The following is a 26,319-nucleotide window of genomic DNA, read 5'->3' on the forward strand; positions in this document are numbered from 1 at the left end:
ACGCGCGAAAGGTTGTACGCATGGGCCTGTGGCAGATCGACACCGATGTCCTCGCCCGTAGCCGGTTCGTGCTCTCGCCGTTCGCCGAGACCTTCGCGAGCCTGAAGCTGCTGCACGCGGGGACCGGTGCCCATCCGGGCGAGGAGGCCTGGCTGCGCGCGCACCTGCCCGGCTACCGCGTGCGCCTCGCGGCCGATCCGGTGGCCGCGCTGGTCGTACGGGCGGCGCTCGGCAGGTCCTGGATCGCCGACTTCTTCTGCCCCACCTCGTGCGAGGGGGAGAGTTTCGAGGCGACCGTGGCCCGGGTGCGGGCGACCGGGGCCGAGGAGGCGCGGGCCAACCTCCGCGTGTCCCTCCGGGGCCCGCTCCCTGCCGCCCTGGAGCGGGACGACCTGCCCGAGCGGGCGACCGCGCTCCTCACGTACGTCTGGGAGGAGACCGTACGGCCGTACTGGGAGCGTCGGCGGCGCGTCCTGGAGGCCGACATGGTCGCGCGGACCGCGCGGGTGAGCCAGGGCGGCTGGGCGGCCGTGCTGGACTCGCTGAAGCCGGGGACGCGGTGGCTCGGGGAGAGCCGGTTCCAGGTCAACCTGAACGCGTATCAACCGCGGGAGATCGCCGCCGGGGCCGAACTGCTGTTCATGCCGGTGACGCCGAGGACCGGGTGGGTGTCGTGGGAGGGACGGGAGCGGTACGCCGTCGTCTATTCGTGTCTCGGGGTGCTCGCCGAGGACCACGACCGACGACCCGTCCCGGCCGGGCTCGGGGCGCTGATCGGGACCGCGCGGGCCGGATTGCTGGTGCTGCTGGGGACTCCCATGAGCACGACCCAGCTGGTCGCCGTGACCGGTCAGGGGCTGGGGTCGGTGGGCCGGCATCTGCGGGTGCTGCTGGACGCGGGGCTGGTGGAGCGGCGGCGGGCCGGGCGGTCGGTGCTGTACGTGCGGACGGCGGCCGGGGAGGTGCTCGTGGAGGCGTCGGGGACCGGTCCCCTGCCGGGCCTCGAGTGAGCCCTACGATCGCCAACCGTTGGCGGTCAGGTCGGGGTCGGTGGCCGCGTTCAGCAGCCGCCGGCCCCAACCGTAGGTCATCGGCAGCCAGTTGAAGTCGTGATCCGGTCCGACGATGTCGGCCAGCTCGATCAGCTTCATCGTCTCCACCACCGCGGCGAGCGGCTTGGCCACGCACCATGCGCTCCGCATCCGTTCCGGAGGGACGGTGTCGGCCCAGGCGGCGAAGAAGGCGTCGAGGTAGGCCGCGGCGTCCGGCTCGGACGCGTCGTGCAGCCATGAGGCCAGATCGAACAACGGGTTCGTGACGGTGGCGAAGCTCCAGTCGTGCAGCAGGATCTCGTCGTCGCGCACGACCACATTGCCCGGGTGGAAATCGCGGTGGACGATCGCCGCCGGGATGGCCGCCTCGTCCAGGCGCTCGGCGCACCCGACCAGATACGGTGTCAGTGCCTGCAGCCGGTCGGCCTCCTCCTCGGTCAGCGCCCGATCCAGGTTCTTCGCAAGCTTGGGCGCCCGCCAGATGTCGTCGCGGGCCAGGGTCGACCGTACGCCGTCGGCCAGCGAGGTCGGGGTGAGCGGGACACATCCCGCGGCGATCAGCTCGTCCCCGCGGTGAATGGTCTCCTTCTGCACCGTGACCAGCTGTGTCAGGCATGCGCGACGCTGCTCTGGGGAGACCGCCCAGCCGTCCACGCCGCCGAAGTCCTCCGCGAGCCACCAGCGGTCACCGGGTGACGTCGCGGTGATGGTGGCGAACGGCGCGATGCGCAATGACGCCAGGTATCGAGTGATGTCCGGTTCGCGAGCAAGCCTCGGCAGGACCGCCTTCAGGTACAGGTCACCCCGGTCAGTCGGCGTGCGCAGCACGGCTGACATGCTCCAGTGCTTGATCTGGCGGCTCGGACCGAGCCGAACGCGACCGGCAGCCTTGATCTCCCCGTCGATGTAGGACTCGGCTCGCTCGAACCAGCCGGGCCCGAACCAGTCGGAGGCGGGTGGCCGGGATCGCGCCGCCCGGCAGTCGAGTGCCAGGCTCTGCCCGGTCACCGCATCCTGACCGTGCCACACGAACCCATCGGCGGAGACCGGCCGCGCCCCGCCGGCTGCCAGCAGCACCACCGTCGTGAAGTCCAACGGCTCCAGGACCACGGTGGACAGCCCGAGTTCGCGACGAACGCGATCGGTCAGCTCGCTGTCCATCGGCGGCCACCTGCCGTCGAACCGCATCCGCGGCAACGCCGGATTGCCGCCGGCCATGTCGCACAGCACGGCACCGTCCTGGTCGACGATTGCCAGCACGGCTTCCGACGACATGATCAACCCTCCAAGGATCGACGGAGTTCACGGGACAGCGCGCCGGCGTCGTTCATGACTTGTATTCGTCCTGGTGGACGGTCTGCGAGGGCTCGGTGCGGGCGACGATACGGCAGAAGACGCACCTCCTGAGCGGCATGATCACAGCTCGCTTCACTGAGTGATCAGGCGCATCCGCTGGATGTCGACCCCGACGGGGGAGATCGTAGCCTCCAGACCGTCCTCGGGCACGCGCCAGCGGCCGGGGAAGGCCTTCCGCAGCGCCCGGATCGCGACGACCGCCTGGCTGGTGGCGAGTCGCAGGCCCAGGCAGACGTGGATGCCCGTGCCGAAGGACAGGTGCGGGTTGGGGTCGCGCGTGGCGTCGAACACGTCGGGGGCCGCGAACACCAGCGGGTCCCGGTTGGCGCGGCGGATCGAGGCCACCACCCGCGCCCCGGGTGGGATCGTGACGTCGTCCACGTCCACCTGGGCAGTGGTGAAGCGTTCCGCGCCGCCCACCGGCGGCAGGTAGCGCAGCACCTCCTCCACCAGGCCGGGCGTCGGCGCCGTGGGGAAGCGTTCCAGGCACAGGACCGCGTGGTAGATCAACCTGGTGGTCGTCTCGTGGCCCATGACGATGAGTGTGGTGGCCAGATCGAGCAGTTCGCTCTCGTCAAGCGTCGCCGCCAGGGCCGGGATCATGCCGCCCCTCGGCTCGGCGACCACCTCGCGGATGCAGGTGCGCAGTTCGGCCAGGTCCTGGTGGAAGCGCGCCTGCCGTACGGGGTCCTCGGCGTTGGCACCGGCGAACTCGGAGATCGTGATCGTCCAGCGTACGAAGTCGGCCCTGCGCTCTGGTGAGATGCCGAGCAGCCCCGCGAGCGTGGCGACCGTCAGCGGCGAAGCGAACCCGTCCACCACCTCACCAGGCCCCTCGACCAGCAGTTCCCTGGCGGTCTCGGCGATGGAGGGCTCCAGGGCCGACACGGCGCGGGGAGTGAAAACCCTGGCCACCAGGCGGCGCAGCTCGTGATGGCGGGGCGGATCGAGCGACGGCAGGCTGCGCAACACGGGATTGTCGTGGTGAGGTGCCGGATGTGCGCCGTGGGCGAGTTCGTCGGAGGAGAAGGCGGCGTGGTCGCTGAGGATCCTGCGGACATCAGCGTGCCGGGAGACCACCCACGCCTCGAACCGCTCATCGAACTGGACCGGGCCGGGCGCGGGTGGATGGGCGAAGATACGTTCCTTGACAGACATGCCCTCCACCCTGGGCGAACGGCCTGGCAAACCGCTGCCGGATCGCTGCCGTACACCCGCTGGAAAGGGCGACGACCTGCATGGCCGTCAGTCGATCATCTCGGAGCCTGAGTCCCCGGCCGGAGGCGAAGGAGTGCGTTTCGGCTGTGTGCCCTCGTAGGGTTCGTTCATGGATTGGCAGACTTGGCACGATGCGTACGACGTCCCCGGTTCACAGTTGGCGCGGCGCTTGCAGGTCGTCCAGGAACGGATACGGCTGGCGTTGGACGGCTGCCCGCCCGGTCCGCTGAAGCTCGTCAGTCTCTGCTCGGGTCAGGGCCGCGACGTGCTGGAGGTGCTGACCGATCATCCCCGCCGTGACGATGTTCGGGCGCGTCTGGTCGAACTGGACCCGGGCAACACCGCCATCGCCGAGGAGGCGATCAAATCAGCGGGAGTCCGGCAGGTCGAAGTGGTCACGGCCGATGCCGCGCTCACTGACCATTACCGGGATTCGGCGCCTGCCGAGATCGTGCTCGTGTGTGGGGTGTTCGGCAACATCACGGATGAGGACATCGAGCGCACGATCGACACTTGTACCCAGTTGTGCAAGACGGACGGAACGATTATCTGGACTCGGCACCGCGGAGCTCCTGACCGGGTGCCGTTGATCTGTCGCTGGTTCGAGGAGCGTGGCTTCGAACGCGAATGGCTATCGGAGCCGGATGCCGGCTTCGGTGTCGGTGTCCACCGCTTCACGGGTCAGTCGCGTCCCCTGATCTCGGGACGGCGCATGTTTACCTTCGCCGGCTATGACGTGCTCAGAACCGAGAACGCCGAAACCTGAGGAGTCTCCTCAGCCATCGTGGTCATGTACCCCATGAGGATGCCAACTCCGGGAGGTCGGACCGCTGCGGTTCAGGTCTTATTCCAGTTGTCGAGGATGATGACGGGCGCCTCTTCTACGTCCAGCCATTCGGCTTCGATACCCATGCCAGTGGACGCCTCGACGAAGGCGAACGCCGCGCTGCGCTTGCCTCGGTAATCCTCCGGATCAAGGCGGTCGAGCATGCTGCGGAAATCGGCCAGGATGCTCGGATCGCCCTCCTGGATGGCGTGCTGGGTGAAGATGAAGTTGCGCATCCGCGCCCTGATCTTGCTGCGTGTGGCCTCCTTGATGACGTAAACCACACAAGCAGGCGAGACCGTCCATTGATGAGTGGATAATCTTCTATAGATTGAATCCATCGCTGTATATAGTTACAGCGTGTTCACGCTCCAATCCCTGCTGGATCGCGCCTCGCTCGAACTCCGTGTACTGGTGCCGGGCCAACCGGGCGCATTGAATGCGCCCGTCGCATGGGTGCACAACACCGAGCTGCCCGACCCTTCGCACTACGTACGCGAAGGGGAGATCGTGCTGACCAACGGGTTGTGGCTCGAACGGGTGCCTCCCGCGCAGTTCGTGACGAACGTCAAGAAGGCCAAGGCCAGTGGCATCGTGTTCGGCTTGCGCGCGGAGATGCCGGAGACTCCCGACGCGCTGGTCGAAGCCTGTCGCGAAGCGGAGTTGCCGCTGCTGGAGATCTCCGTCGCGGTGCCGTTCACGGCGGTCTCGCAGGCCATGGCCGACATGCTGACCGACGAACGCAAGCAGTCGCTGGTCGGTATGGTGCGCCGGGGAGACGCCCTGGCCACGGCGATCTCCCGGGGTGCCGGTGCCTCCGGCGTGCTCGATGTCCTGCGCCGTGAGCATGACCTGCCCCTGGCGGTGGTCGACAGGATGGCGCGTTCCCTCGCGGTGGCCGGCGCGAGCCTGGACAGCGACCAGCTGCATGCCGTGGCCACGGCATTGGCCAAGAAACCTCCGGCGCTGGAGGTGGAGCTGGGAGATTTGGGACAAGCGGCGCTGTTTCCGGTGGGTGCCGTCGGCGACATCGACGCGGCTCTCATCTGCCTGCGCCCTTTGCGTGAGCTCACCACGCCCGAGCGGCAGGCGCTGGAGCAGACGGCTCGGTTCCTCAGCCTGGAGGTGGCGAAACAGCAGGCGGTCCAGGCGATCGAGATGCGCTTCGCCAGCGAGCTCCTGGAGATGGTCCTCTCGGGAGGCTGGCGGGCGACGGAGGTTCCTGGCCGGCTCCGCGCGTTCGGCGTGGATCCGAGCGGTCCGCTGGCCGTGTGCGCCGTGGCGTTCGCGGACGGCGAGGCCGCGACCATGCACGGGCTCGCGGAGGTGATCGTGGAGTTCTACGCCGTCGAGGGAGTGCCGGCAGTCGTGGCCGGCGGCACGCAGGACGTCGTCGCCGTCCTGCCATGGCGTCATCCCGAGCATGAGCTGCCGTCGCTCGCCCAGCGCCTGGTACGGAGCATCGAGCGGCGCTTCCCTGGGCTGCGCCCGGTCGTCGGCCTGGGAGGACTCGCGGCCCACGCGGCCGAGCTGCGCCCTCAGCTCCTGCAGTCCAGGGAGGCGTGCCGCGTGCTGCGGCGCACCCGCACGGGTCCGTCCGTGCGGGCCTTCGCCGAGCTGGGCACGCACCGGCTGCTCCTCGGGCTGCTCGACGCCGAGACCTTGAACGAGTTCGCCGGCAAGATCCTCGGCCCGATGAAGGACCATGACGCGCGGCGGAGCGGCGAGCTCGAGCTGACGCTGCGGACGTTCCTCGATCATGACGGGCAATGGGCGGCGACGGCCGCAGCGTTGCACATCCACGTCAACACCCTGCGCAACCGGCTGGCCAAGATCGCCGAGCTCACCGGCAGGGACGTGGGGCGCACGGAGGACCGGGTCGATCTGTTCCTGGCGCTGACCGTCGAGGCGATGGACTGGGCTCAGTCCGGGTAGACGTCCGGATCCACCACCGGGGGCCGGGGCCGGCGCACGGTCAGGCCGGCGTCCGCGGCCGAACGCTCGGCGACGTCACGGCAGCGGGCGAAGGACACATCCGCGCAGCTCTGCGCGTACTCCAGGAACTGCCGCAACGCCAGCGCACGGCCGGGCCGGCCGGACAGGAACGGGTGAACGCACAGGTTGAACAGGCCGCCGTAGTGGCGCATCCCGTCGAGCTCGGCCCGCCACAGCTCCAGCACCTTCACCGGAGACTCGATGACGGAGCCCACATGAGGTGCGGGCAGGAACGCGTACTGCTCCCAGTCGTCGAGCGACCAGTGGACGGGCAGCTCGACGATCTCGCCGGCGGGCGTGACCACTTTGTACGGCTTGTCGTCCCCCATGAGAGAGGAGTCGTAGCGCAGGCCGTACTCCGCGACCAGGTCAGCCGTCCGCCAGGACGCTTCCCACAGCGCCGCTCGGTGTCCCCGAATCTCGATGCCCTGGCTGTCGAAGACCGCCAGCGCGCGCTCGAAGTCCGCGCGTTCCTCCTCGGCGGTCATCGATGTGGGCGGCCGGTGGCTGTAGGAGTGGTGCGCCACCTCGTGGCCCCGCTCGACGATCGACGGGGCGAGTGCGGGGCGGTGCTCGGCGACCCAACCGGGCACGAAGAACGTGGCGGGGACGCCCAGCTCGTCCAGAAGATCGAGGATACGGGGCAGGCCGACCTCGGGACCGTATGCCTGGTGGGACATCGTGCTCGCGTGGTCGGCGAAGCCGCGGCCCTGCGCGAGCACAGGGGTCTCCGCGTCCACGTCGAAGGTGAGCGCCACGACCGCGGCGGACCGGCCACGCCAGCCGCCGCGGATCTCGCCCGCCTGCTCGACTCGCCCGGACGCGCTCAAGCCGGCACTCCGGCCGCCGGTCGCCACAGGCGGGCGTTGCTCAGCGTCGCCATGGGCTGGAGCATCTGGCGGTCGAAGTCCGCCAGGGGCAGCCCTTGGGCCAGGCGCCGCGGGAAGTCCGGGTTGGCGAGCGCTCCCCGGCCGAGGGTCAGTACGTCCGCGTGACCGTCCTGCAGCACCATGGCGGCCCGGGCGAGGTCGTGCATGCCGCCATTGGCCAGTACGGGCAGTCCGGTCACCTTCCGGGCCAGGCCCGTGATCGTCACCTGCCCGTCCAGGGTCGCGGTCTCCACCCAGTCCCGTCCTTCACTGGCGATGTGCAGGTAGCTCGCCCCCGCTTCGGCGAGCGCGGCGAAGATGATCTCCGCCTCCCTGGAGCCGCCCGCCCATCTGTGGGTGAAGTCGTTGACCTTGCCCTGCGACAAGCGGATCCCCACGCAGAACCGCGGACCGACCTCAGCGTGGATGGCGGAGACGATCTCTGCCGCGAGTCGTACCCGGTTGGCGACCGTGCCACCATAGCGATCGCCGCGCTGGTTGGTGTAGTCGGTCAGGAACTGGTCCACGAGGTAACCGTTGGCGCCGTGCACCTCGACCCCGTCGAAACCCGCTCGCCGGGCGCGGACGGCCGACGTCACGAAGCCGTGCACCACCTGGTAGATGTCGTCCTGGCTCATCGCGCGGGGCGTCGGCCAAGGACCGTACCCGCCGTATTCCGGCATCTTCTGCCCGCGCGGCAGGATGGCCGACGGCGCCGCCGTGTCGTCGCGGTAGCGGTTGCCCTGCGACAGCGCGCCCGCGTGCATGAGCTGAAGGATCATCGGCGCTCCGGCGTCGTGCACGTGGCTGACGACGTCCCGCCAGGCGGCCTCGTGACCATCGGTGACGATGCCGGGCTGGTTGGCGTAGCTCTGGCTGTAGCGCGTATCGGTATAAGTTCCCTCGGTCAGGACGAGGGAGAAACCACCGCGGGCGAAAGCCGCGTAGTAGTCCGCCATCTCGGCCGTCGGCGTTCCGTCGGCGGCGGCGGACACCCTGGTCATGGGCGAGACGGCCAGCCGGTTGGCGAGGTGGAGATCGCCGATGCGGTCCGGTCGCAGGGCGGGATGCTGGATGTCGTTCATCGTTCGCTCATTCCTTGACGTCGCTTGTGTCGTCCTGACCGTTGAGGAGATCGATCGCCAACGGTGTCGGCTTGTGCCCATTGATTCCGACCAGGTCCTGCGGGCAGGCCGAGACCACGAACACGCAGTCCATCGCCGCCTCCAACGTGATCGCGTCGTTCGGGCGGCTGATCGAGCTCAGCCAGCTCAGCCGGCCGTCGTCCGTCACGGGGATCCTCATGAACACGTTGACGGGCTGCGGAGTAACCGCGATGGCGAGACCGAGTCCAGCCATGCTCGTGGCCAGGTTGTCCGCGCAGGACGCGTGGAACCCCGACACGCCCAGAGCACGGTAGCGGGCCGGGTCGCAGGCGGCGATGAGCATGTCATGCCGCCCGGGCGAGGTGTCCTCCACCAGGGTGAGGATGGGCCTGCGCCGGTCGGTGACGAACTGCTCGCCGATCGCCGGGAACAGGCGGCTGGTGGCGGCTCGGGTGTGTGACGCGCTGAGGTGCTCGTTCACGTCGTCCGCGGCGAACGCGAACACATCGCCGACCTGACCTCCCTGGAGGTCGGTGACCCGTACGCGCTGACCGGTCCTGACCTTTACCGCCCGTCCTTCGGTGGCGGGCACGATAACTCGCATACCGACAGCCAACCAGCCGGCACACGGACAGGCCATGGAGATTTCCCCTGCGTTTGTACGGGGAAGTGGATGAACCTACAGTTTCGCAAGGTCATCCGCTGGGACCCTCCGTCCTCCTGACGCCGGGCACGTCCAGATAGCTGAACAGCATGGTGGTCCGCAAAGTCCGCCGGTCGGCCTCGTCGTACAGATGCTCGTAGGCAAGCGGACGGCGGGGCGGGCCGAGACCTTCTCGGCTACTACAACGACCCTATGAGAGGAAATTCGAGGGTTCGGGACGATGACGGCTCAGCCCGTCAAAGAAGGCCACAGAAACGCCGAAGAAACAAACTGCGTGCTTGCATCCCCCTCGCAGATCTTTCCTCGTGAAAGGATTTCCATGGCGTTGTCGCATCCCTCTTCGTCTGACCACGGCCCTTCGCGCCGCTCCGCCCTCGGGTTCCTGGGCGCGGTCCCGCTGGCGGCCGGTGGTCTGCTCGCCTCGCAAGGAACCGCCGAGGCGAACGCCGACCGATCCTCGGGCTCTGGCCGCATTCCCAAGGACCTGCGTCCTGGAGGCGCCTTCGACCAGCACATCAAAGAACTGGCGGACAAGGATCAGTTTTCCGGCACCGTGATGCTCGCGCACCGCGGCCGCCAAGTCCTGGCCCGCGCCTATGGCTGGGCGGACAAGGAAAGCAAGATCCCGAACAAGATCGACACCATCTACGCTCTGGCCTCGTCCTCCAAGCCGTTCACCGGGCTGGCTGTCGTGCAGCTCGTCCAGCAGGGCAAGCTCAAGTTCTACGACCTGGTGAGCAAGCATCTGGACGGCCTGCCGGCAGAGATGGCCGAACGCATCACCGTGCACCACCTCCTCACCCACACCAGTGGCCTGGGCGACGCCCGGCGCCCGGGCGAGCAGCCGCCACCGGAGCAGATCCACAACAGCTACGAGCAGCAGATGGCAAGCTTCTGGACGAATCTGAAGACCTTCGAGCTGGAGTTCGCCCCGGGGACGAAGAAGGCCTACAGCAGCATGGGCTACACCCTGCTCGGCGAACTCGTGGCGAAGGTCTCCGGCATGTCGTTCCAGGACTTCGTCCGCCAGAACATCTTCCTCCCGGCCGGCATGGAGGACTCCGGCTACTACGACCGCCGCCAGTGGCTGACCGACAAGCGCATGGCTCACCCGTACATGTATCAAAAGGACGGCACGCGGGTCGACGCCGTCCGCAACCTCGACAAGGGCTCCGTCTACGGCGACGCCGGCCAAGGCAGCAACTCCGCCCGGGGATGGAGGGGAACAGGCGGCGGCAACGGCTTCGCCACCGCCCCGGACCTTGTACGCTTCGCGATCGCGCTGCAAGGCGGCAAGCTCACCGCCCGGCCCTACACCGAGTTGTACGTGAACGGAAAGATCTCCGCCAAGCCGCTGAAGCCGGACACCTCCGGCAACTCCCTCCGCGGGGAGACCTTCCAGGCGTACGGGCCTGTGGCCGCCACCTACAACAACCAGCGCATCATCACCCACGGAGGCGGTGCAGGCGGCATATCGACGAGCTGGTCCATCTACCTTGACCTGGACTGGACGGCCGTCATTCTGAGCAATTATGACCTGCAGAGCATCGAGCCGATCATCGACCTGGAACGACGCCTGATCACCGGCGCCTAGCCCGCCGAAGCCGACACAACCTAGCGGGTCGAGCTGACGACGAACGTTCGGGGCGCGTGGCTCGACAAATGTGCCGGGGGCACAAGCCACGGCTGATGGCCGACGACGTGACTCCGGAGAGGGGTCGCCCGGCCATTCTCAAAGCGCTGAGGGTGGCATCTTCGCCACTCTCAGTCTCTAGCGTGGGGCGGTTGCTTCACCCAAGCTGTTGCCGAGGCCCGGTGTCCAGTTCGACGCCGGTCCCGACACCAGCCGACAGGGAAGTCGCCGTTCACTCCTCTCGGGTTTCGTTCAGTGCTAGTCAAGTTCGCTTTCGTACGTTGAGGCTGCTGAGGATCGAACTCAAGCGTGGAGGGCCACAACGATGACGACCACCCGCCGAACACTGCTGGCCGGATCCCTCATCCGCGGCGGTGTTCAGGGCAGGCGGGTCTTCGGCGCGTTGATCCCCGAAGGGTTCGGCCACCCGCGAACTGTTGGGCACCGGCGCCGAAGAGGCGCTTCTACGCTCGCCGTGGCCTCCATCAAAGCGACGACCCGCCCACGCCGGCACATGACCAGCCCATGCGTAACCCGAGCCAAAAGGAGCGTTGGATGCCAACTCGCGTGAACCGGCAGACCGTCGATCTGTCCGCCTATCCAGACCTCATCGTCCTGTACCTCGGCATGCGGGTGAATCATCTGTACGGGATCCGGACCTTCTTCAGCTTCGGCCGGAAGATCAGTGAGTCGGTCGCGGGTAAGCCGGACGGGCTCTTACTGCACGAGCCCGTTTACTACTCGTTCTTCCCGATGAACATGGGGATGCGTCAGTACTGGCGGGACCTGCCGTCGCTGCTCGCCTTTGCCCGGTCCGAGCCGCATCGGGAGTGGTGGTTGGACTTCCTGCGGGACTCGGGCGGCACCGGTTTCTGGCATGAGACGTACTCGGTCAAGGGTGGCATGGAGGCCGTCTACGACGACGTGCCCAAGCCGATCGGTTTTGGACGGTTCGCTGGGATCCAGCGCGCTCGTGGACCCATGTTCGGTTCCGCGGCCCGTCTGGGACGCTCCGATGACAGCAGCCCGGTCCTGAGCGAGACAGACCTCTACGGGTCCTAGCCGCTCGGGCCATCGTCGGTGACCGCAGAGGGTGTGCGCCTGGTAACACTGACGGTGGCGAAATTCATGGGTGCTACAAATGCCCGCGAATGACGCGATCGTGGCCGGCAGAACGTGCAGGCTCTGCCTGATGACGCGCCGGAACAGCCCGCCTCGGTGGGCATGACCATCAGTGCGGCGATGGACCGGCCCCGGTTGGCGGGAGCGCCGTCGAGGTAGGCGAGGCCCTCGACACCGAGGTGGTAGTTCAGCGGCACGACGATGATGCCGCCGTCGCGCGATGTGCTGGGCGTCGTAGCCGGGGCTGCCGGAAAGGTCGGTCATCGTCGGTGGGAATGCGCGTCAGGTGCCTTGCCGGGGAAGCTGCCGGGGCTACCCTGGAAGATCAGACGCTCCGGCTCGATCACCGTCGCGTCCCGGACTGCCGCTGGGCACGCCGATCAGCACCAGGAGCGTCAGGACACCGCCGTAGCCGGGGATCGGACCGCGTGTTCTCGTATCGGTCGGCGACGCGGCCGCCGAGGTGGTTCGGCAGTGCATAGGCCTTCGTACGCACGCTGATGCATCGTCTCCTCCTCCAGACGATCAACGGAGATCAGGGGCGGGCGGCGGGCGCCGCCCGCGGGGCCGTCAGGCGAAATCGGTACGGCCCTGATCCGGCGTCAGCGCGCGGCGCGTTTGATGAGGTCGGCAGTCACGGCAGGCTGCGAGATCATCGCGACGTGCGAGGCGCCGACCTCGTGGACCTGTGCTCTGGCCCGCCGCGCCATGAACCGCTGGGCCGCGGCGGGCAGCACCTGATCGTTCCGAGCGACGAGGTAATGGGAGGGAATGGTCTTCCACGCCGGGGCGCCGGACGGCTCCCCGAGCGTGCGCGCGTCAGCGGGCCGCTGGCCGGCCTGCATCAGGTCGGTGGTCGCCCTCGGCACGTCCCCGGCGAAGACGTCGTGGAAGAACTCCTTCTTGATGTATCCGTCGACGAGGTTCTCACTGTAGGGACGGAAGTCCAGCGCCGCCTCATTGAGCTTGCTTCCCGGATACTTCGTCTGCAGGTCCAGCAGCGACTCACCCTGGTCGGGGGCGAACGCGGCCACGTAGACCAGCGCTTTCACGTTCGGGTTGCCGGTCGCGGCGTTCGTGATGACGATCCCGCCATAGGAGTGCGCGGCGAGGACGATCGGGCCGCTGAGGGTGGCGAGGATGGAGGCCAGGTAGGCGGAGTCGGCGGCCACGCTGCGCAGTGGGTTCGCCGGGGCGATCACCGGATAGTTCTCGCGGATGAGCCTGGCGCTGACGTCGTTCCAGCCGGAGGAATCGGCGAACGCGCCGTGCACGAGCACCACGGTGGGTTTGGGCTTGGCTTCCGGCCGGGGCTGCGCCTGCGCCTCGGACGTTCCCAGCAGGGTGCCGGCCGCGACCGCGGCGGATCCGGCCAGCACCGCTCGGCGGGTCGTCGTCATAGTGTGGTCCTTTCAACGTATGCAGTTTGCACCTCAATTGCGGGTCAGAGTAGATCCCGGTAGTTGACGATCGCTGAGCCCGGTAATTCAGTCTTTGGTAAGTACGTCGATCTAGCCTGCAGGCATGAAAACAAAGAAGAGCGAGACCGCCCGGAAGTGGGGTCTGCGGATTCACCTGCTCTTTTATGTGCTGTCCAATGTGGTCCAGGTCGTGGTCTGGTCTCTCTACGACTCGGGAAACCACTTCTGGCCTATATGGTCGATAGTCTTCTGGGGCATCGGGCTGGCCTTTCACGCCTGGAGCGTCTACTCACCGCCCCAATCGAATACCGCGCACTGAGCCGAGCAGTCGGAGAAGTGGGGATGGCCGACGTCATTCTCGACTGGTCCGCCACCCGGGGCGGCCGGTCAGTGGGCACAGGCCGGCGGTCGAATTATGGAGACCGGAGCCAGGAAGCTCGAATCCGACCCGGCACACCCCATTCACCTGCTCACCCGCTTGGCTGACGCCGGTGAGGCGGACGAAGGCGGCGTCGGATGGCGCCAGACCCGCGGTCAAGTCCTCAGCGTCGCCGCAACTGAGCAGGACGGAGGTTGGGGTATCCAGGGGACCGCGGCCGTGATGTCCGGCACGCGCGCCAAACTGGACGAGCGCCTGAAACTTCCGTGACGATCCTGCCTGGCAGGTGGATCCCTTCTACGACCAATCCTGGGCCCATATACTCGGTGCACGCTGCGTCCCGAAGCGGGTCGCAAGCGGACCAATCTGTCATGTCCATCCGGGAGTCGACGTGACCGGGCCCGCCCATCCCGTTCGGCCCGACGGCGAAGATCCGCCGACCGGTGCCGGTTCGCTGCGCCTGCAGATCCTCGGTCCGCTGCGGCTGTGGCGTGATGGCGCCGAACTGGACGTCGGCCCCCGGCAGCAGGCGCAGCTGTTGGCCCTGCTCCTGGCGCGCGTGGGTCATCCGGTCAGTACGAGGGAATTGATCGACCTGCTCTGGGCCGATGACGCTCCCGCCAGCGCGCTCAACCTCATCCAGAAGTACATCGGGGCATTGCGGCGGGTGCTCGAACCCGCGGTCCCCGCCCGGGCGGCCGGTACGTACCTGCACCGCCGCGGTAACACGTACGCGTTCAGCGCCGGCCCCGGCACGCTGGACCTCGTCACGTTCCGGGAACTCCTCGAAGCCGCCCAGGCCGCCCTCGCCCAGCAGGCTCGCGAAGTGGCGCTCGACCACTACGTCAAAGCACTCGGCCTCTGGCGTGGCCCCGCGGGTGACGGGTTGTCCTACGGATCGGCCGCGATGTCGATCCTGGCCACCCTGGACGACGAGTTCTACGCCGCCTGCGCGGCGGCGGCCGAACTGGCCGTGTCGTTACGCCGGCCGGAGCGGGTGATCCCGTCACTGCAACTGGCCGCGTCGATGGCGCCGTTCCACGAACCCGTACATGCCGGCCTCGTCACCGCCCTCGGCGCCGCAGGACGGCAGGCGGAGGCGCTATCAGCGTTTCACGCGGTCCGTGGCCGCCTCGCCGAGGAGCTCGGCATCGACCCCGGCCCGGCGCTGCAGGCCGCGCACCTGCGCGTGCTGACACAAACCCCGACGTCGCCGGCGGTGACGAGCACGGAAAGTGAGAGTGACCGCGCACCGGCGAGCCTGGTCGGCCGCGGCGAGGAACTCGGCGTGCTGCGGCAGACCATCGAGGCGGCGCTCACCGGCCGCACCGGGCTCGCCATCGTCGAAGGCGAACCGGGCGCGGGCAAGACACGCCTGCTGGAAGAGGCCACCGCCGCCGCGGACCGGCGTGGCGCGCTCGTCGTCTGGGCTTCCTGTTTGGAAGGCGACGGAACACCGTCGATGTGGCCGTGGGAGCAGGCGCTCACCGTTGTCCTCGACAGCCTGCCCGCGTTGGCGCGCGAGAAGTGGCTGGCCAGCGAACTCGGTCGCCTCCTCGAATCTCGGGACGATGACGCCGCGCCGCCGGTTTCCGGCGGCCGCGCCCAGTTCCGCCTGTTCGAGCAGGTCGTCACCTTTATCGGCCAGGCCTCGGCAGAACGACCGATGCTGCTCGTCATGGACGATCTTCAATGGATCGATGCCACCTCACTCCAGCTGTTCAACCACCTGGCGGGCCGGCTGCCCGCCGGCACCGCGATCATCGGCGCCCTTCGCGACCGCGCGCCCACACCCGGCCCCGACCTTTCGCGGGTCCTGGCCGCCGCCAGCCGACTGCCCAACCACCGCAGGATCCAGCTCGGCCCGCTCAGCCTGACCGACGTGGCCGAACTCATCCGCCGCGAGACCGGCCACGAACCCGGTACGGACATCGCCCGCAACATCCACGTTCGCACCGCCGGCAATCCTTTCTTCGTCCGCGAACTGTCGCGGCTCCTCAGCGACCGCGGCGCGCTCGGCGACGGCAACGCATCGGCCCGGGCAGGGGTGCCGTCCACCGTGCGAGACGTCGTCCGCGACCGGATGGCGGGCCTCGACGACAGCGCTCGCGACCTGCTGCGGGTCGCCGCGCTGATCGGCCGCGAGGTCGACCTCGGCCTGCTCGCCCGCGCCGCCGGTGTCGACTTCGCAGACTGCCTCGAACTCCTCGAACCGCTGCGCGCGCTGGGCCTGCTCGAAACGGGGCCGGAGGACCCGTTCTCGTGGCGCTTCGCGCACGACCTGGTCCGCGAATCGATCATGGAGACAACGGAGCAGCTGCGGACCATCCGGCTGCACCTGCGTATCGCGGACGCGCTCGAAGAGAGCCAAGCGGACGACGAGTCCATCACCGAACGTCTCGCCTTCCACCTGTCGGCCGCCGGTCCCCTCGCCGACCCGGTTCGTACCGTGGAGGCGCTGAAGCGCGCCGGTCGTCGCGCGACGACCAAGCTCGCGTTCGCCGCCGCCGACCGGCACCTGCAATCGGCCGCCCAGATCGCGCGGAACGCCGGGCTCCCGGAACTCGAGCTCTCCGCCCTCTCGCTACTCGCCATCGCCCCGCGCCGGCAAGCCGGGTTCGGCGGCACGACGTTCGATCTGCTGGAGCGTGCGGAACACCTGGCCCGCCAACTCGGCCGAGAGGTGGAGGCCGCCGGCCTCCTCTTCGCTCGCCTGTTCGGGGCCTACACCTTCCTGGAGTGGGACCGCGTTCGTCTGGTCCGCCGGCTGTACGAGCAAGGGGAGGTGTCCTCCGATCCGGTCGTCCGCGTGTACGGCCGGCAAGCCTGGGGCCTGCACCAGTGGGACATCGGCAACATCGGCGAGGCATACCGGTGCTTCAGTGAGAACAACCCCGCCCTTCTCGACGGGGTCGTCTCCGCGCACAGCGAGACCCCGATCCGGCGAGACGTCTCGGGTGAGTGGCCCGGCTGGCAGGCCGTCATAACGGCACTGCACGGTGACGCCGGGACGGCGGAGACCATGATCGACAAGTGGAACGGCCCCGACGACTCGTATGCGGTCGCGACCTGGGCCTACTACACCACGATCATTGCTTCGATGGCCGGTGACGCGGCCTGGGTGATACGCACGATCGAGCGGTGGATGGCCGTGGGCACTGGCCGCGCCGCCGTCCAGCAGGAGCACTACGTACGGCTGAACTGGTACTGGGCCCGTGCCCTCACAGGCGATGACCCGGCCGGTATCGCGGCGGAGGCCGACCAGCTCCTGGCCGGGACGCTGGTCGACCCGCCGCGGTGGGGCGTCGCGTACCACCACGCGCTGATCGCCGAGATGTGGCTGGCCGCCGGGATGCCGGACGAGGCGGGCGTCGCCCTCGACCGAGCGGACCAGGCCCTCGAGGCCTACGGCCAACGCTACGCCGAAGGACTGGTCCTGCTGCTGCGGGCGCGCCTGCTCCACGCTCGCGGCGAACCGGCCGAAGTCGTACGAGCCGCTGCCGAAACCGCCCGCGACCGGTCCGACGAACGCGGGTCCCACCTCTTCGCCCGCCGCGCCGAGAGGTTCCTCACCGAGCTTTGATCGCACTCAGGCCCTCTGTGGATGCCGTCGAGCTCGGCTCCTGATCAACCAGCCGAACCCGGTCGCCGTGAAGAACATGACGATGCCGTACACCGCGCCCGGGATGGCGATCTCGGCACTGTTCAACAGCGTCGGGCTCAGCGCGATCGTGATGGCGAGCCCGGTGTTGTGGATGCCGATCTCGAACCCGGCCGCGGTGGCCGCACGGTGGTCGACGCCGGCCAGGCGCGGCACGCCGTAGCCGATCAGCAGGCTCACGATGTTGAAGACCAACGCGGCGAGCCCGACCGAGACGAAATAGCCGACGAGGTTCTCCCGCTCCGCGTACAGCACGGCGTAGATGACCCCGACCAGGACCACGACCGACAGCGCCCGGACGGGGAGGTTGAGCCGCCGCGCCGCCTCCGGCGCCCATGCGCGCACGAGCATCCCGATCGCGACCGGCACGATCACCATCACGAAGACCTGCAGTATCTTGTCGAACTGCAGCCCGAGGGCGGCCCCATCGGGCAAGAAGTACCCGGCCGAGAGGTTCACCACGACCGGCAGGGCGACCACGGCCAGCACCGAGTTGATCGCGGTGAGCGTGACATTCAGCGCGACGTTCCCACCGAACAGGTGGCTGAACAGGTTGGCCGCGGGGCCACCGGGCGACGCCGCGACCAGCAGCAACCCGACCGCCAGCTCCGGCGGAAGCCGGAAGGCGAGCACCACGCCGAAGCAGATCGCCGGCAGCAGCACGATCTGGCACAGCAGCGCGACCGCGGCCGCCTTCGGATACTGGCCCACCCGCCGGAAGTCGTCCAGGGTCAGGCTGAGGCCGAGGCCGAGCATGACGATGCCGATGGCGAACGGCAGACTGGCCAAGATCAACGCGGAGCCCATAGCGGACATTCTCGGGCATACCTACAAGTTCTGGTAGGTCTCCGCAAGGTTTGTCGGGCGGGGGACGGTGGCTACCACTCGTCAGCAGCCTGGCCATTGCTCAGGTCGGCAGTGCGTGATCAGCGTGAGGCATTCCGAGCCGCGGGGACTGTGACGGCGACCGTCCCAGCCACCTCGCCGACCTGCGCGGCCAAAGGGCATGCACGAGGTGCCGGTCAGCCGCGGGCGAGGACGGCGCGGGCGGCCGCGAGCTGCCGACCCTTGGTCTCCTGAAGCGCATGGAACTCGGCGGGGTGAGCCGCGACGGCATCGTCCTGGATGCGTTTCTCCACGGCCGACCAGATGGAGACGAGGTCGGTCCGCGCCTTGCACCCCACGTCCGCCTGCGCCGCGCGGATCTCCTCCTGGGAGGCGGGACCGCCCTTCATCCACTGCCGGTCGGTGATGGCGGCGAGCGGGTCGGCGTACTGCCGGCCCTGCTCCCGCATGCACGTGCTCCAGGCCCGGAAAACCTGGACGACCTCCGGATCCCCCTGAGAGCGCTCGAAGGTCTCCGAGATGAGCCTGTTGAACAGGGCCTCGTCGACCTGCGGGGTGCCCTGCTCCAGGTGGTCCCGCGCCTGTTTAAGGCAGCCGTCCTTCTCGCCGTACGCGGCCTGCCGTTCCTTCGCCGACAGGCTTCGCATACGGCCGGCACGTGCGGCGGCGCGCCGGGCCACGGTAGGGCGGTCCGGCGGGTTGTGATAGCCGAAGAGGCGAGCGATCTCCGGTTCGACGACACCGTAGCGGCGGCGGTTGGCCGGCTCCACGTCCTCCGCCGCGCTCTGCGGCAGCACCTCCCACGCCATGCCCCGCCGCCGCATGCAGTCGCGGATGAGGAGCTCTTCGGCGCCCTCAAGGATGCCGATGTCCGACGGGGAGAAGTTGTAGCGGTCGAAGGGGATCGAGAGCTCGCGCGCCTCCGCCCCCGGCGTCGGCACCGGAACCCGCGGCTCCGTCGCCGCCGCCGTCGAACAGGCGGCTGTCGCCGCGATCAGGAGCACCCCGACCGCTCCCCGCAGCCGAACAGACACGCTGATTCCTCCGATCGGCCGCGGGGCCGGGTACCGAACTCGGTGTCCTGCGAGCGGTTCGGGGCCTTACGGCCTGACGTACCTGATGGAGCTGGTCTTGTTGTCGAACCCGTTGTTCGTCAGGTCGCCGTCCGAGGAGGACGGCTTCGCCGCGTAGCCGTACGCGCCGGAGCAGTTGGCGGAGTTGTAGAACTGCACCCTGGCGGCGCTGTTGTTCCGCATGGAGCTCGCCTTGTTGTTCACTTTGAGTGCGTTGTAGCACAGGCCCCAGCCCTCGAACATGAACTCCTCTTCTGCGCCCTTGAACTTGTCGTGCTCGTACAGGCAGAAGGCCAGCTCGCAGGAGCTCACTGCCGGGTCCACCTCGGCCTGCGCAGTGGAGCCGGCCCCCACCAGGCTGACCAGGGCCAGCGCCACCACACCGGCGCTGCGCACCCTTGCTCGCTTCATGCACACCTCATTCTCGTGGAGCCGAAATTGTTGTGATCATAGTCAGGTACATGCCGGAAAATTCCACGAATTCGGTTAAGTGGTGAGCATGCGCCACCTCGTGTGCACGGCCGTGACCCCACCTACATGCGTTATGGCCGGGAACGTACGCCTGTGGGGGCGATCCTGTGCCGGCGGCGGCCGTGGACGGCCGGACACAAAGCGAGAGGCCCGTCACCGCGTTTCCGCTGGTGACGGGCCTGCAAGGTACGAACTTGCATAGGCTGAGCCGACGGTCCCGCCAGAACGGGACCGTGGCGTGCGGCCAGGCAATCTTTTCGGGTACGCACCGTACGACCTCGACCGGTTATGGATCGTGGCAGCCAACCTTACTGACAGGCCGCAACCCGCAGCGGGAGAGCTCAGCCCGCACCCGTCTGCCCCAGGATCGCCGATCCAGGGGCAACGGGGTCTTCACTTGTGAGCAGCACCCAAACGCCTTCGGCGTACTCCTGGCGGGAGATCCTGCCGTCGCCGTCGGTGTCCAGTTGGGCGAAAGCACCCTCGGCCACCTCGTGGGGGATACCCATCCCGCTGAAGAAGTGATCGAGTTCCGGCGCTGAGATGAACCCGTCTTCGTCGGTGTCGGCGGCATCGAAGGCGGCGCACGACAACGCGCTGGTCATCTGCTGGAACTGCGGATGGCTCGCGACCAAGTGGTCCACCGCCTGGGCGAACTCCGCCTCGCTCACCGCGGCATCGCCATCGAGGTCGGCGTCCTCGCGGATGTGTTCCCACCAGTCCGCGCACAACTGCTGAATGGCCTGATGCTGACGCGAGCCCGGGTCAGGGGCCACCGCGGCACATACCCTGTCCGCGATGCGCTTGAAGTCATCGGCAGCGATCTGCCCGTCGCCAGTGCTGTCAAGCAGTGCGAACAGGGCAGCGACGTTGGACTCGTGCAGAGAGCGGGTCACAGGTGTACCTCCCGGATCGAACGGCGTGGATCGCGACCGATCCCTAAGTATCCGGATGGCTCCGCTCAGTGACAGATGGCGTCATGGTGGCGACGCGGCAACACTAATGTGCCTTGAGAGAGCGCGTGGGAGCAGTACGCCGGTGTTCGCGAAAGAACGGCCTCCGAGAGAGAGTCCGACACCGGGGGGTCGACACCCGGATCACTGTCAAGCCATGTGGATCGTCAGCCACGCCTCAGCACTCGACATCACCGATAACCCTGTATCTTCCGCCGATGCGGATGCGATTCGTGGCGAACAACAGTCGTGTGTCGTTACCAAAGCCGAGGCCCGCATGAAGACCGCTCCCCGGATCGCCAATGCCTACAACATCACCCGGCGGTGGCCCCGGTCGCCGGGTGATGCCGCTATTCGATCGTGCGGAGCGCGCCCTCGGCCAGCACGTGCGCCGCCTTGATGCCGTCGGGCACGCCCGGGGCCTCCAGCCACTTCGGTTCCAGGTGATCCGCCCAGTCGATGATCCCGGAGGCGAGAGCCAGCGCCTGCGCGTCGCGGCCGTGCACGAGTTCCACGGCGAGCCGCAGGTACGCACCCTGCCGCGTCCCATCGAGCTCGGCGGCCAACGCAGCGATCCGGTCGGCGGCCCGCACACCGTGCCCGGGATGCTGCGCGGCAACGACCGCGAGCACGAAACGGATTCCCGGCGGCTCGGCGTCCCACCGGTCCAGCAGCACCGGAACCTGGTCACCGACGGTCCGGAACACCTCCTCGGTCCATGCACCCGGCTGGAGCGGCTCCTCCTCGTCCAGCGCGAGGTCGGCGAACGCGACCAGGTTGTCGTTGCGGCGGCCACCGGCGACCATCAGCCACAGATAGAGGTCCCGGCGCTGACGCGCGGGCACCGTGTCGGCGACGATCAGCTCCGTGAGGAACGGCAACGCGGGGGCGGTGGCCTCATAGCAGTCGCCCTGGTGCAGCAGGTCGTCGCCGAACAACTCGTCGAGGACCTCGTCCCACTCCCCCGTCCCGTCCGCCAGCTCGCGCAGCAGGCCGGGGACGTCGTCGGCGGAGCCGTGCGCATGCTCCAGGTCGCCCCACGGCACGTCGTCGAGACCGGCCAGCTCCACCATCCCCGGGGTGGCGAAGTCCGGTGTGAGCGCCAGTGGCTCCAGAGGTGGCGCCGGAACGACGGTGACCTCCGGGACCGGCGGACGCGCCTTCGTCCCCTTCACCTCGATCGGGGCCGTCCAGCTGCGATACTCGGCCATCCTGCTGACGTCGAACCGGCTGCCGCCACTGGGCCGACCGCCATGCATCCGCGCGATCGCCGCGGCTTCCCGGCTCACCGCCTCGATCTGCCGGTGACCCGCGGTGTCGACCGGGTAGGGCCCCTCGTCGAGCGCCATCACCAGCCAGCCACCGTCCGGGTGCGGACGGGCGAAAACGCAGGGGAACCCGTACTCCGCGAGTTGCTCGGCGAACGCCTGCGCCGCCCCCTCGTCGGGCACGACGAAGTCGTGCATCCCCGCCATCGCGCTCCAACCGGCCACGCGCTCGTCTCCGTCCCGCCGCTTCTGCTGTTCCTCCTGCCAGCCTGCCAGATCGCCCGCGTGCTGCCCGGCCTCCCGCAGAAGGTGAGCTCGGATGACCGAGTCCGTCCTGATAGCTCGTCCGGGTTACTGCGATGGACCCGCGGCGATACCCGGGGATGCGTTGGAAACGCTAACCTTCGGGCCCAACGTCGCGGCCCGAACGGCGGGCGCGGTGGAACGCGAGGTGAACATGAGCCAGTACTTCCAGATTGGCGATCAAGTCCTCTGGAACCCCTCGAACGGAGTCGCCGGCCTGTTCATGCGATCAGCGGAAGCGCTTGCCCCCGAGACAGGATTGCCGACGGGGCTCGGCCCTATGGTGAGCGACGAATGTGAGGTTGACCTGGCCGCCTTCGCAGCCTTCGTGAGTGCGCTAATCGAGCGCTACGAGCGTTCGAACCATCCCATCCTGCACTCACTCATGGAGGGCTTCATAGCGACGGCCCTCGTTCTCGTTGAGCGCGGCGGAGCAAAACTGCCCGTGCCCCATGCGAACGATGGCGGCTGGAGGGATGTGCAGGTGAGCGAACATTCCGCATGGCCACCAGGTGGCCAGGTACGTGATGTTGAGCGATGGGCGGCCCTTTCTGGGCAGCACGCTCGGGCAATGCCGCACTAAGGCTCCTACGACACCCGACCACATGATCAATGGAAGAGCGACACAGACGCGGAGTGCGCCCGGGGCTCAGGTTCCCGGCTGGAGCTGGACGAGGATCATCCAATTGTCCTCATCCTTCATGTAGGTGGCTCGAACCCTGTACCGGCCAGGCTCCAGATCAATAATGAGTCGATCGTCAGGCTCCAGCTCAGCACCGGGAATGGCCGAGTCGAAGAGCACGACCGCCTCCCGCACCTCCCAGTTCAGGTCTTCGTCATCATCCCAATCCGGCTCTGCCGCCAGGGCTCGCTTGGCTGCCGCGACCAGCTCTGCTTCGGAGTATGCGGCGGCCCAGCGCAGGAAGAGGCGTTCGGTCGGCAGATAAGTCGTCAAGGCAGGTTCGTCGCCGAGAACAAGGGCTTGCCGCGCCCCAACGGTGACGGTACCGATGTAGCCCTCAACAGCGCAGGCGCGGCCGTAGTCTCCCCAGGTCTCGACGGCACCATCGTTGTCGTTAACACCCGCCCACGTGTTCAGCTCGGACTGGGGGATGGCGATCAGTGGACCTCCGGCGGTGCTGACCCAGGTATGCAGCACTGATGACCTCGCTTTCGATGCATGATCGTTCTTGGGGGGACAAGGTACCCGCAGCAGTCAAATCCTCGAAGGGCGCACAGGCGACCCGCTGTCTCCCTATGGCCGAGTCAGCGCCCACATGCTTAGCCACGCGATCTGAGAACACCGTTATCCGGCTCTTCCATCGCCCCCGACCACGAATGGAGACCAGCCATCACCAAGCGGTCGTGGGGCGGCGGCGCGAGCACCGATCCGGTCGCGATCCCCGCCGGCATCGGTCGGTTCATCTCGCCCCACCGCCTTGCCGAGAGAATCTCTCCCTTCGATGCTATCCAGCTCACCGACGCCCGAGCTCAGTGCTGTCCGACGTCCCCGCGTGGGAGCGTTGGCCCGCAATGAGGACCCTGCTGCGGACTTTCAAGCGCTGATCCGCCCAATCCAGTCACGTGTTCTGAGACCTGATCGGAACCGATCACTGCCGATGATGGCCGTACGCGGTGACCCGCTGTTGGACGGCTCAAGGTTGGGCGGCGGCCATGACACCGTGTACGGCCTGATCGATGCGCTGAGCGGCCTGGTCGGGGTCGGGCTGGCCGGCATCCAGCCAGGCGATGACGGCCTCGAGTGTCAGGGTGGGGATCAGGTTCGCGGCCCAGTCCAGCCAAGGGCCCGCAGGGATCCTCCTGGCCAGGTTGCGGCGGGCGACCTCACGAGAAGCGGAGGTCATGGAGTCGATCAGCTCGCGGAAGTCGGGCTCGCGGGCCGCGTAGCGGAACAGCAGCCTGAAGCCGTCGGGATCAGCCGCGGCAGCGCGCACGAGGGCAGGGAGGGCGCGCTCGTCGAAGTCGTCGGTGCCAGTGGCCTCGGCCAGCCGCACGCACGCCCGGTCGAGCACGGCTCGGTACAGGTCGGCCTTGGAGTCGAAGTGCCGATACAACATCGCCCGGGTCAGTTCGGCCTCGGCGGCGATGTCGTCAAGGCCGGTGGCGGCGTAACCGGCACGGGCGAAGGCGCGGGTGGCAGCGTCCAGGATCTGCTCACGCCGCTCGGCGCGCCGCAGCCGCCGCACCGGTGAAGCCGGGACGGCCTCAGAGCCGGTACCGCCTGCTTCGGGGTTGCTCATCCCACCTCCGCTTGTAGAAGAAGAAGTATACATGTAGCTTTTTAGACACCGAAGTATACAAATCTGCGTCTACCTCTTGGGGGAGTCGTGTCCGAACCCGTCCGGCTGCCGTTCCAGCAGCCCGGCCCGATGCAGCCGGCGCCGCTGCTGCGCCGGCTGCAGGCCCAAGGCCCGATCCACGCCATCCGCACCGCCGTCGGCGACCCGGCCTGGCTGGTGACCGACTATGAGCAGGTACGTGCTCTGCTGGATGACGACCGGCTCGGCCGCGCCCACCGCGAGCCCGAGCGCGCCTCCCGCACCGGTGAGTCAGCACTGTTCGGCGGCCCGCTGGGCGACTTCGACACCGAGCAGGCCGACCACCGGCGGATGCGCTCGCTGCTGCAGCCGCATTTCTCGCCCAAGCGCATGCGCGCGCTGCGCGGCCGGGTCGAGACGCTCACGGCGAACCTGCTGGACGAGATGGCCACCGCCGGCCCACCTGCCGACCTGCACGCCGCGCTCGCCCTGCCGCTGCCGATCGCGGTCATCTGCGAACTCCTCGGCGTCCCGTTCGAGGACCGGGCGCAGTTTCGCGCCTGGACGCAGGCTGCCGCCGACATCACCGACCGGGCCCGCTCCGAGCAAGGGCTGGCCGAGCTGTTCAGCTACGGGCAGCAATTGGTGGCCCGCAAGCGCGCCGCCGGGAAAGTGGACGCCGATGTGATCTCCCGGCTGGCCGCCACCGACGGCGTCAGCGACGACGATGCCGCCGCGATGGGCATGACTCTGCTGTTCGCCGGGCACGAGACCACGGTCACCGTGATCGGCAACGGCGCACTGTGGCTCCTGACCACCCCCGGCCAGTGGCAGGCCCTCGTGGACGACCCATCCCGGATCGACGCTGCCGTGGAAGAGATTCTGCGCGCGCCTGGTCTGGGTGGCAGCGGCATCCCCCGCTACGCCCGCACCGACCTGGAGATCGCCGGAGCCCACGTCCGAGCCGGGGACCTGGTGCTGCTGGACACCGGCGCGGCCAACCACGACGCCGCCGTCTTCGCCGACCCCGACCGCTTCGACCTCGACCGGCCGCCGGCGCCGCACCTGACCTTCGGCCACGGCGCCCGCTACTGCATCGGCGCGCCACTGGCCCGCATCGAGCTGCAGGTCGTCTTCTCCCAGTTCGTCACCCGCTTCCCCGCCCTGAAGCTTGGCTGCGCGGTGGAGGAGCTGACCTTCAACCCGAACGTGCTCACCGGCGGCCTCACCGCCCTGCCCGTCACCTGGTGACGACCATGGTGAGGACGACCGTACGGCGGCCGGTCTTCGGCCGGATGTATCCCAAGATGGCCGCCGCCATGGACGAAGGCGGCATGGCCGAACGCCGCCAATCGCTGCTGTCAGGCCTGACCGGTGAGGTGGTCGAGGTCGGCGCGCCGGTCGCCGTCGAGGTGGTGCCCGGCCTGGCCGAACACCTGCCCCTGACCGATCGCAGCGTGGACGCGGTGGCGTTCTGCATGGTGCTGTGCCCGCTGCCCGACGTCGGTGCTGCTCTGGCCGAGGCGCGGCGGATGCTCAGGCCAGGTGGGCAGGTGCGCTTTCTGGAGCACGTACGCGCTGACACGCCCGGTCTCGCTCGGGTGCAGGATGTGCTGGATGCCACCATCTGGCCGCACCTGGAGGGCGGCTGCCACATCGGCCGCGACACCCTGGCGGCGATCGAGCGTTCAGGTTTCATCCTGGGGGACGTCGAACGTTTTCTGTTCCCGCAGGTGCGTACCCCGTTCTCCTTCCATGTCCTCGGCACGACCACGCTCGGCGTCAGCTGATCAGATGGCAGGGATGGTGCTGTGGGCGGCCCGG

General features: G+C 68.3%; 25 protein-coding genes. 11 read left to right on the forward strand and 14 right to left on the reverse strand.

The genetic code is table 11. The features are described from left to right. The first annotated feature begins 20 nt into the window (after positions 1-20). A complete protein-coding gene (locus tag ACWDRB_RS39950) occupies positions 21-1,010 on the forward strand; it encodes an ArsR family transcriptional regulator (protein ID WP_449902770.1) in 990 nt (329 codons plus the stop codon). A gap of 3 nt (positions 1,011-1,013) precedes the next feature. On the opposite strand, the gene ACWDRB_RS39955 is transcribed toward ACWDRB_RS39950, so the two are convergent. Next, positions 1,014-2,327 carry an aminoglycoside phosphotransferase family protein gene (locus tag ACWDRB_RS39955; RefSeq protein WP_449902773.1) on the reverse strand — a complete coding sequence of 438 codons (1,314 nt, stop codon included), beginning with the start codon at positions 2,325-2,327 and terminating at the stop codon, positions 1,014-1,016. Between the two features lie 153 nt (positions 2,328-2,480). Further along, positions 2,481-3,566, reverse strand: a complete 1,086-nt coding sequence (locus tag ACWDRB_RS39960) for a cytochrome P450 (RefSeq protein WP_449902775.1) — start codon at positions 3,564-3,566, stop codon at positions 2,481-2,483. A gap of 169 nt (positions 3,567-3,735) precedes the next feature. Here ACWDRB_RS39960 and ACWDRB_RS39965 point away from each other — a divergent pair, with 169 nt between their 5' ends. Continuing rightward, a complete protein-coding gene (locus ACWDRB_RS39965; RefSeq protein WP_449902778.1) occupies positions 3,736-4,392 on the forward strand; it encodes a class I SAM-dependent methyltransferase in 657 nt (218 codons plus the stop codon). 71 nt (positions 4,393-4,463) lie between these two features. On the opposite strand, the gene ACWDRB_RS39970 is transcribed toward ACWDRB_RS39965, so the two are convergent. Further along, positions 4,464-4,736: a hypothetical protein gene (locus tag ACWDRB_RS39970; RefSeq protein ID WP_449902781.1), complete on the reverse strand. Its 273-nt coding sequence runs from the start codon at positions 4,734-4,736 to the stop codon at positions 4,464-4,466. Positions 4,737-4,812: 76 nt separating this feature from the next. On the opposite strand from ACWDRB_RS39970, the gene ACWDRB_RS39975 reads away from it, so the two are divergent. Next, entirely contained in the window at positions 4,813-6,387 is a 1,575-nt protein-coding gene (locus tag ACWDRB_RS39975) for a PucR family transcriptional regulator (protein ID WP_449902783.1), read from the forward strand. Here the strand turns inward: ACWDRB_RS39975 and ACWDRB_RS39980 are convergent. Genes ACWDRB_RS39980 through ACWDRB_RS39990 form a run of 3 tightly spaced genes read right to left on the reverse strand, consistent with a single transcriptional unit; the run spans position 6,375 to position 9,026 of the window. Further along, positions 6,375-7,277, reverse strand: a complete 903-nt coding sequence (locus ACWDRB_RS39980) for a polysaccharide deacetylase family protein (RefSeq protein ID WP_449902785.1) — start codon at positions 7,275-7,277, stop codon at positions 6,375-6,377. The two genes, ACWDRB_RS39975 and ACWDRB_RS39980, sit on opposite strands and share 13 nt — an antisense overlap. After that, positions 7,274-8,401 (reverse strand): oxidoreductase, encoded by a 1,128-nt coding sequence (locus ACWDRB_RS39985; RefSeq protein WP_449902788.1) that lies wholly within the window; start codon positions 8,399-8,401, stop codon positions 7,274-7,276. The genes ACWDRB_RS39980 and ACWDRB_RS39985 overlap by 4 nt, the downstream gene beginning before the upstream one ends. Positions 8,402-8,408: 7 nt before the next feature. Beyond that, entirely contained in the window at positions 8,409-9,026 is a 618-nt protein-coding gene (locus ACWDRB_RS39990; RefSeq protein WP_449902790.1) for a DUF1989 domain-containing protein, read from the reverse strand. Between the two features lie 280 nt (positions 9,027-9,306). Between ACWDRB_RS39990 and ACWDRB_RS39995 the strand changes: the two genes are divergently transcribed. Beyond that, the gene (locus ACWDRB_RS39995) at positions 9,307-10,680 is read left to right on the forward strand and encodes a serine hydrolase domain-containing protein (RefSeq protein WP_449902792.1); all 1,374 of its coding nucleotides are present in this window, start codon (positions 9,307-9,309) and stop codon (positions 10,678-10,680) included. Between the two features lie 606 nt (positions 10,681-11,286). After that, positions 11,287-11,781, forward strand: a complete 495-nt coding sequence (locus tag ACWDRB_RS40000; protein ID WP_397373826.1) for a monooxygenase family protein — start codon at positions 11,287-11,289, stop codon at positions 11,779-11,781. Between the two features lie 662 nt (positions 11,782-12,443). On the opposite strand, the gene ACWDRB_RS40005 is transcribed toward ACWDRB_RS40000, so the two are convergent. Then, positions 12,444-13,241 carry an alpha/beta fold hydrolase gene (locus tag ACWDRB_RS40005; RefSeq protein WP_449902794.1) on the reverse strand — a complete coding sequence of 266 codons (798 nt, stop codon included), beginning with the start codon at positions 13,239-13,241 and terminating at the stop codon, positions 12,444-12,446. A 124-nt stretch (positions 13,242-13,365) separates the two neighbouring features. Here ACWDRB_RS40005 and ACWDRB_RS40010 point away from each other — a divergent pair, with 124 nt between their 5' ends. The 3 genes from ACWDRB_RS40010 to ACWDRB_RS40020 all read left to right on the forward strand — a co-directional run bounded on the left by ACWDRB_RS40010 (position 13,366) and on the right by ACWDRB_RS40020 (position 17,224). Continuing rightward, complete coding sequence (locus tag ACWDRB_RS40010) at positions 13,366-13,581, forward strand: 2TM domain-containing protein (RefSeq protein ID WP_397373823.1); 216 nt, start codon at positions 13,366-13,368, stop codon at positions 13,579-13,581. A 96-nt stretch (positions 13,582-13,677) separates the two neighbouring features. Further along, on the forward strand, positions 13,678-13,911 hold the full coding sequence (locus tag ACWDRB_RS40015) for a hypothetical protein (protein ID WP_449902798.1): 234 nt from the start codon (positions 13,678-13,680) through the stop codon (positions 13,909-13,911). A 16-nt stretch (positions 13,912-13,927) separates the two neighbouring features. After that, entirely contained in the window at positions 13,928-17,224 is a 3,297-nt protein-coding gene (locus ACWDRB_RS40020; protein WP_449902799.1) for an ATP-binding protein, read from the forward strand. Positions 17,225-17,230: 6 nt separating this feature from the next. Here the strand turns inward: ACWDRB_RS40020 and ACWDRB_RS40025 are convergent, their stop codons facing one another. The 5 genes from ACWDRB_RS40025 to ACWDRB_RS40045 all read right to left on the reverse strand — a co-directional run bounded on the left by ACWDRB_RS40025 (position 17,231) and on the right by ACWDRB_RS40045 (position 22,138). Continuing rightward, entirely contained in the window at positions 17,231-18,109 is an 879-nt protein-coding gene (locus ACWDRB_RS40025) for a bile acid:sodium symporter family protein (protein ID WP_449902801.1), read from the reverse strand. Between the two features lie 215 nt (positions 18,110-18,324). Then, on the reverse strand, positions 18,325-19,182 hold the full coding sequence (locus ACWDRB_RS40030; RefSeq protein WP_449902804.1) for a hypothetical protein: 858 nt from the start codon (positions 19,180-19,182) through the stop codon (positions 18,325-18,327). Positions 19,183-19,248: 66 nt separating this feature from the next. Continuing rightward, entirely contained in the window at positions 19,249-19,632 is a 384-nt protein-coding gene (locus ACWDRB_RS40035) for a peptidase inhibitor family I36 protein (protein ID WP_449902807.1), read from the reverse strand. 401 nt (positions 19,633-20,033) lie between these two features. After that, on the reverse strand, positions 20,034-20,588 hold the full coding sequence (locus ACWDRB_RS40040) for an EF-hand domain-containing protein (protein ID WP_363981386.1): 555 nt from the start codon (positions 20,586-20,588) through the stop codon (positions 20,034-20,036). Between the two features lie 407 nt (positions 20,589-20,995). Next, positions 20,996-22,138 carry a hypothetical protein gene (locus ACWDRB_RS40045; protein ID WP_449902811.1) on the reverse strand — a complete coding sequence of 381 codons (1,143 nt, stop codon included), beginning with the start codon at positions 22,136-22,138 and terminating at the stop codon, positions 20,996-20,998. A 94-nt stretch (positions 22,139-22,232) separates the two neighbouring features. Between ACWDRB_RS40045 and ACWDRB_RS40050 the strand changes: the two genes are divergently transcribed. Then, complete coding sequence (locus ACWDRB_RS40050) at positions 22,233-22,799, forward strand: DUF6086 family protein (protein WP_449902813.1); 567 nt, start codon at positions 22,233-22,235, stop codon at positions 22,797-22,799. 66 nt (positions 22,800-22,865) lie between these two features. On the opposite strand, the gene ACWDRB_RS40055 is transcribed toward ACWDRB_RS40050, so the two are convergent. Together ACWDRB_RS40055 and ACWDRB_RS40060 are read right to left on the reverse strand one after the other, a co-directional pair. Beyond that, positions 22,866-23,375 (reverse strand): Imm21 family immunity protein, encoded by a 510-nt coding sequence (locus ACWDRB_RS40055; protein ID WP_449902815.1) that lies wholly within the window; start codon positions 23,373-23,375, stop codon positions 22,866-22,868. A gap of 496 nt (positions 23,376-23,871) precedes the next feature. Next, complete coding sequence (locus tag ACWDRB_RS40060; RefSeq protein ID WP_449902818.1) at positions 23,872-24,477, reverse strand: TetR/AcrR family transcriptional regulator; 606 nt, start codon at positions 24,475-24,477, stop codon at positions 23,872-23,874. A gap of 87 nt (positions 24,478-24,564) precedes the next feature. Here ACWDRB_RS40060 and ACWDRB_RS40065 point away from each other — a divergent pair, with 87 nt between their 5' ends. Continuing rightward, positions 24,565-25,746, forward strand: a complete 1,182-nt coding sequence (locus ACWDRB_RS40065; protein ID WP_449902820.1) for a cytochrome P450 — start codon at positions 24,565-24,567, stop codon at positions 25,744-25,746. Between the two features lie 5 nt (positions 25,747-25,751). Next, positions 25,752-26,285, forward strand: a complete 534-nt coding sequence (locus tag ACWDRB_RS40070; RefSeq protein ID WP_449902822.1) for a class I SAM-dependent methyltransferase — start codon at positions 25,752-25,754, stop codon at positions 26,283-26,285. Positions 26,286-26,319 lie beyond the last annotated feature (34 nt).

This window comes from Nonomuraea sp. NPDC003707 (assembly GCF_053587055.1).

Excerpts from the sequence above, each read along its gene's own strand:
- ACWDRB_RS39950 (WP_449902770.1), top strand. The coding sequence starts at position 21 with ATGGGCCTGTGGCAGATCGACACCGATGTCCTCGCCCGTAGCCGGTTC.
- ACWDRB_RS39955 (WP_449902773.1), bottom strand. The coding sequence starts at position 2,327 with ATGTCGTCGGAAGCCGTGCTGGCAATCGTCGACCAGGACGGTGCCGTG.
- ACWDRB_RS39960 (WP_449902775.1), bottom strand. The coding sequence starts at position 3,566 with ATGTCTGTCAAGGAACGTATCTTCGCCCATCCACCCGCGCCCGGCCCG.
- ACWDRB_RS39965 (WP_449902778.1), top strand. The coding sequence starts at position 3,736 with ATGGATTGGCAGACTTGGCACGATGCGTACGACGTCCCCGGTTCACAG.
- ACWDRB_RS39985 (WP_449902788.1), bottom strand. The coding sequence starts at position 8,401 with ATGAACGACATCCAGCATCCCGCCCTGCGACCGGACCGCATCGGCGAT.
- ACWDRB_RS39990 (WP_449902790.1), bottom strand. The coding sequence starts at position 9,026 with ATGCGAGTTATCGTGCCCGCCACCGAAGGACGGGCGGTAAAGGTCAGG.
- ACWDRB_RS39995 (WP_449902792.1), top strand. The coding sequence starts at position 9,307 with ATGACGGCTCAGCCCGTCAAAGAAGGCCACAGAAACGCCGAAGAAACA.
- ACWDRB_RS40005 (WP_449902794.1), bottom strand. The coding sequence starts at position 13,241 with ATGACGACGACCCGCCGAGCGGTGCTGGCCGGATCCGCCGCGGTCGCG.
- ACWDRB_RS40010 (WP_397373823.1), top strand. The coding sequence starts at position 13,366 with ATGAAAACAAAGAAGAGCGAGACCGCCCGGAAGTGGGGTCTGCGGATT.
- ACWDRB_RS40015 (WP_449902798.1), top strand. The coding sequence starts at position 13,678 with ATGGAGACCGGAGCCAGGAAGCTCGAATCCGACCCGGCACACCCCATT.
- ACWDRB_RS40025 (WP_449902801.1), bottom strand. The coding sequence starts at position 18,109 with ATGGGCTCCGCGTTGATCTTGGCCAGTCTGCCGTTCGCCATCGGCATC.
- ACWDRB_RS40035 (WP_449902807.1), bottom strand. The coding sequence starts at position 19,632 with ATGAAGCGAGCAAGGGTGCGCAGCGCCGGTGTGGTGGCGCTGGCCCTG.
- ACWDRB_RS40050 (WP_449902813.1), top strand. The coding sequence starts at position 22,233 with ATGACCGAGTCCGTCCTGATAGCTCGTCCGGGTTACTGCGATGGACCC.
- ACWDRB_RS40060 (WP_449902818.1), bottom strand. The coding sequence starts at position 24,477 with ATGAGCAACCCCGAAGCAGGCGGTACCGGCTCTGAGGCCGTCCCGGCT.
- ACWDRB_RS40070 (WP_449902822.1), top strand. The coding sequence starts at position 25,752 with ATGGTGAGGACGACCGTACGGCGGCCGGTCTTCGGCCGGATGTATCCC.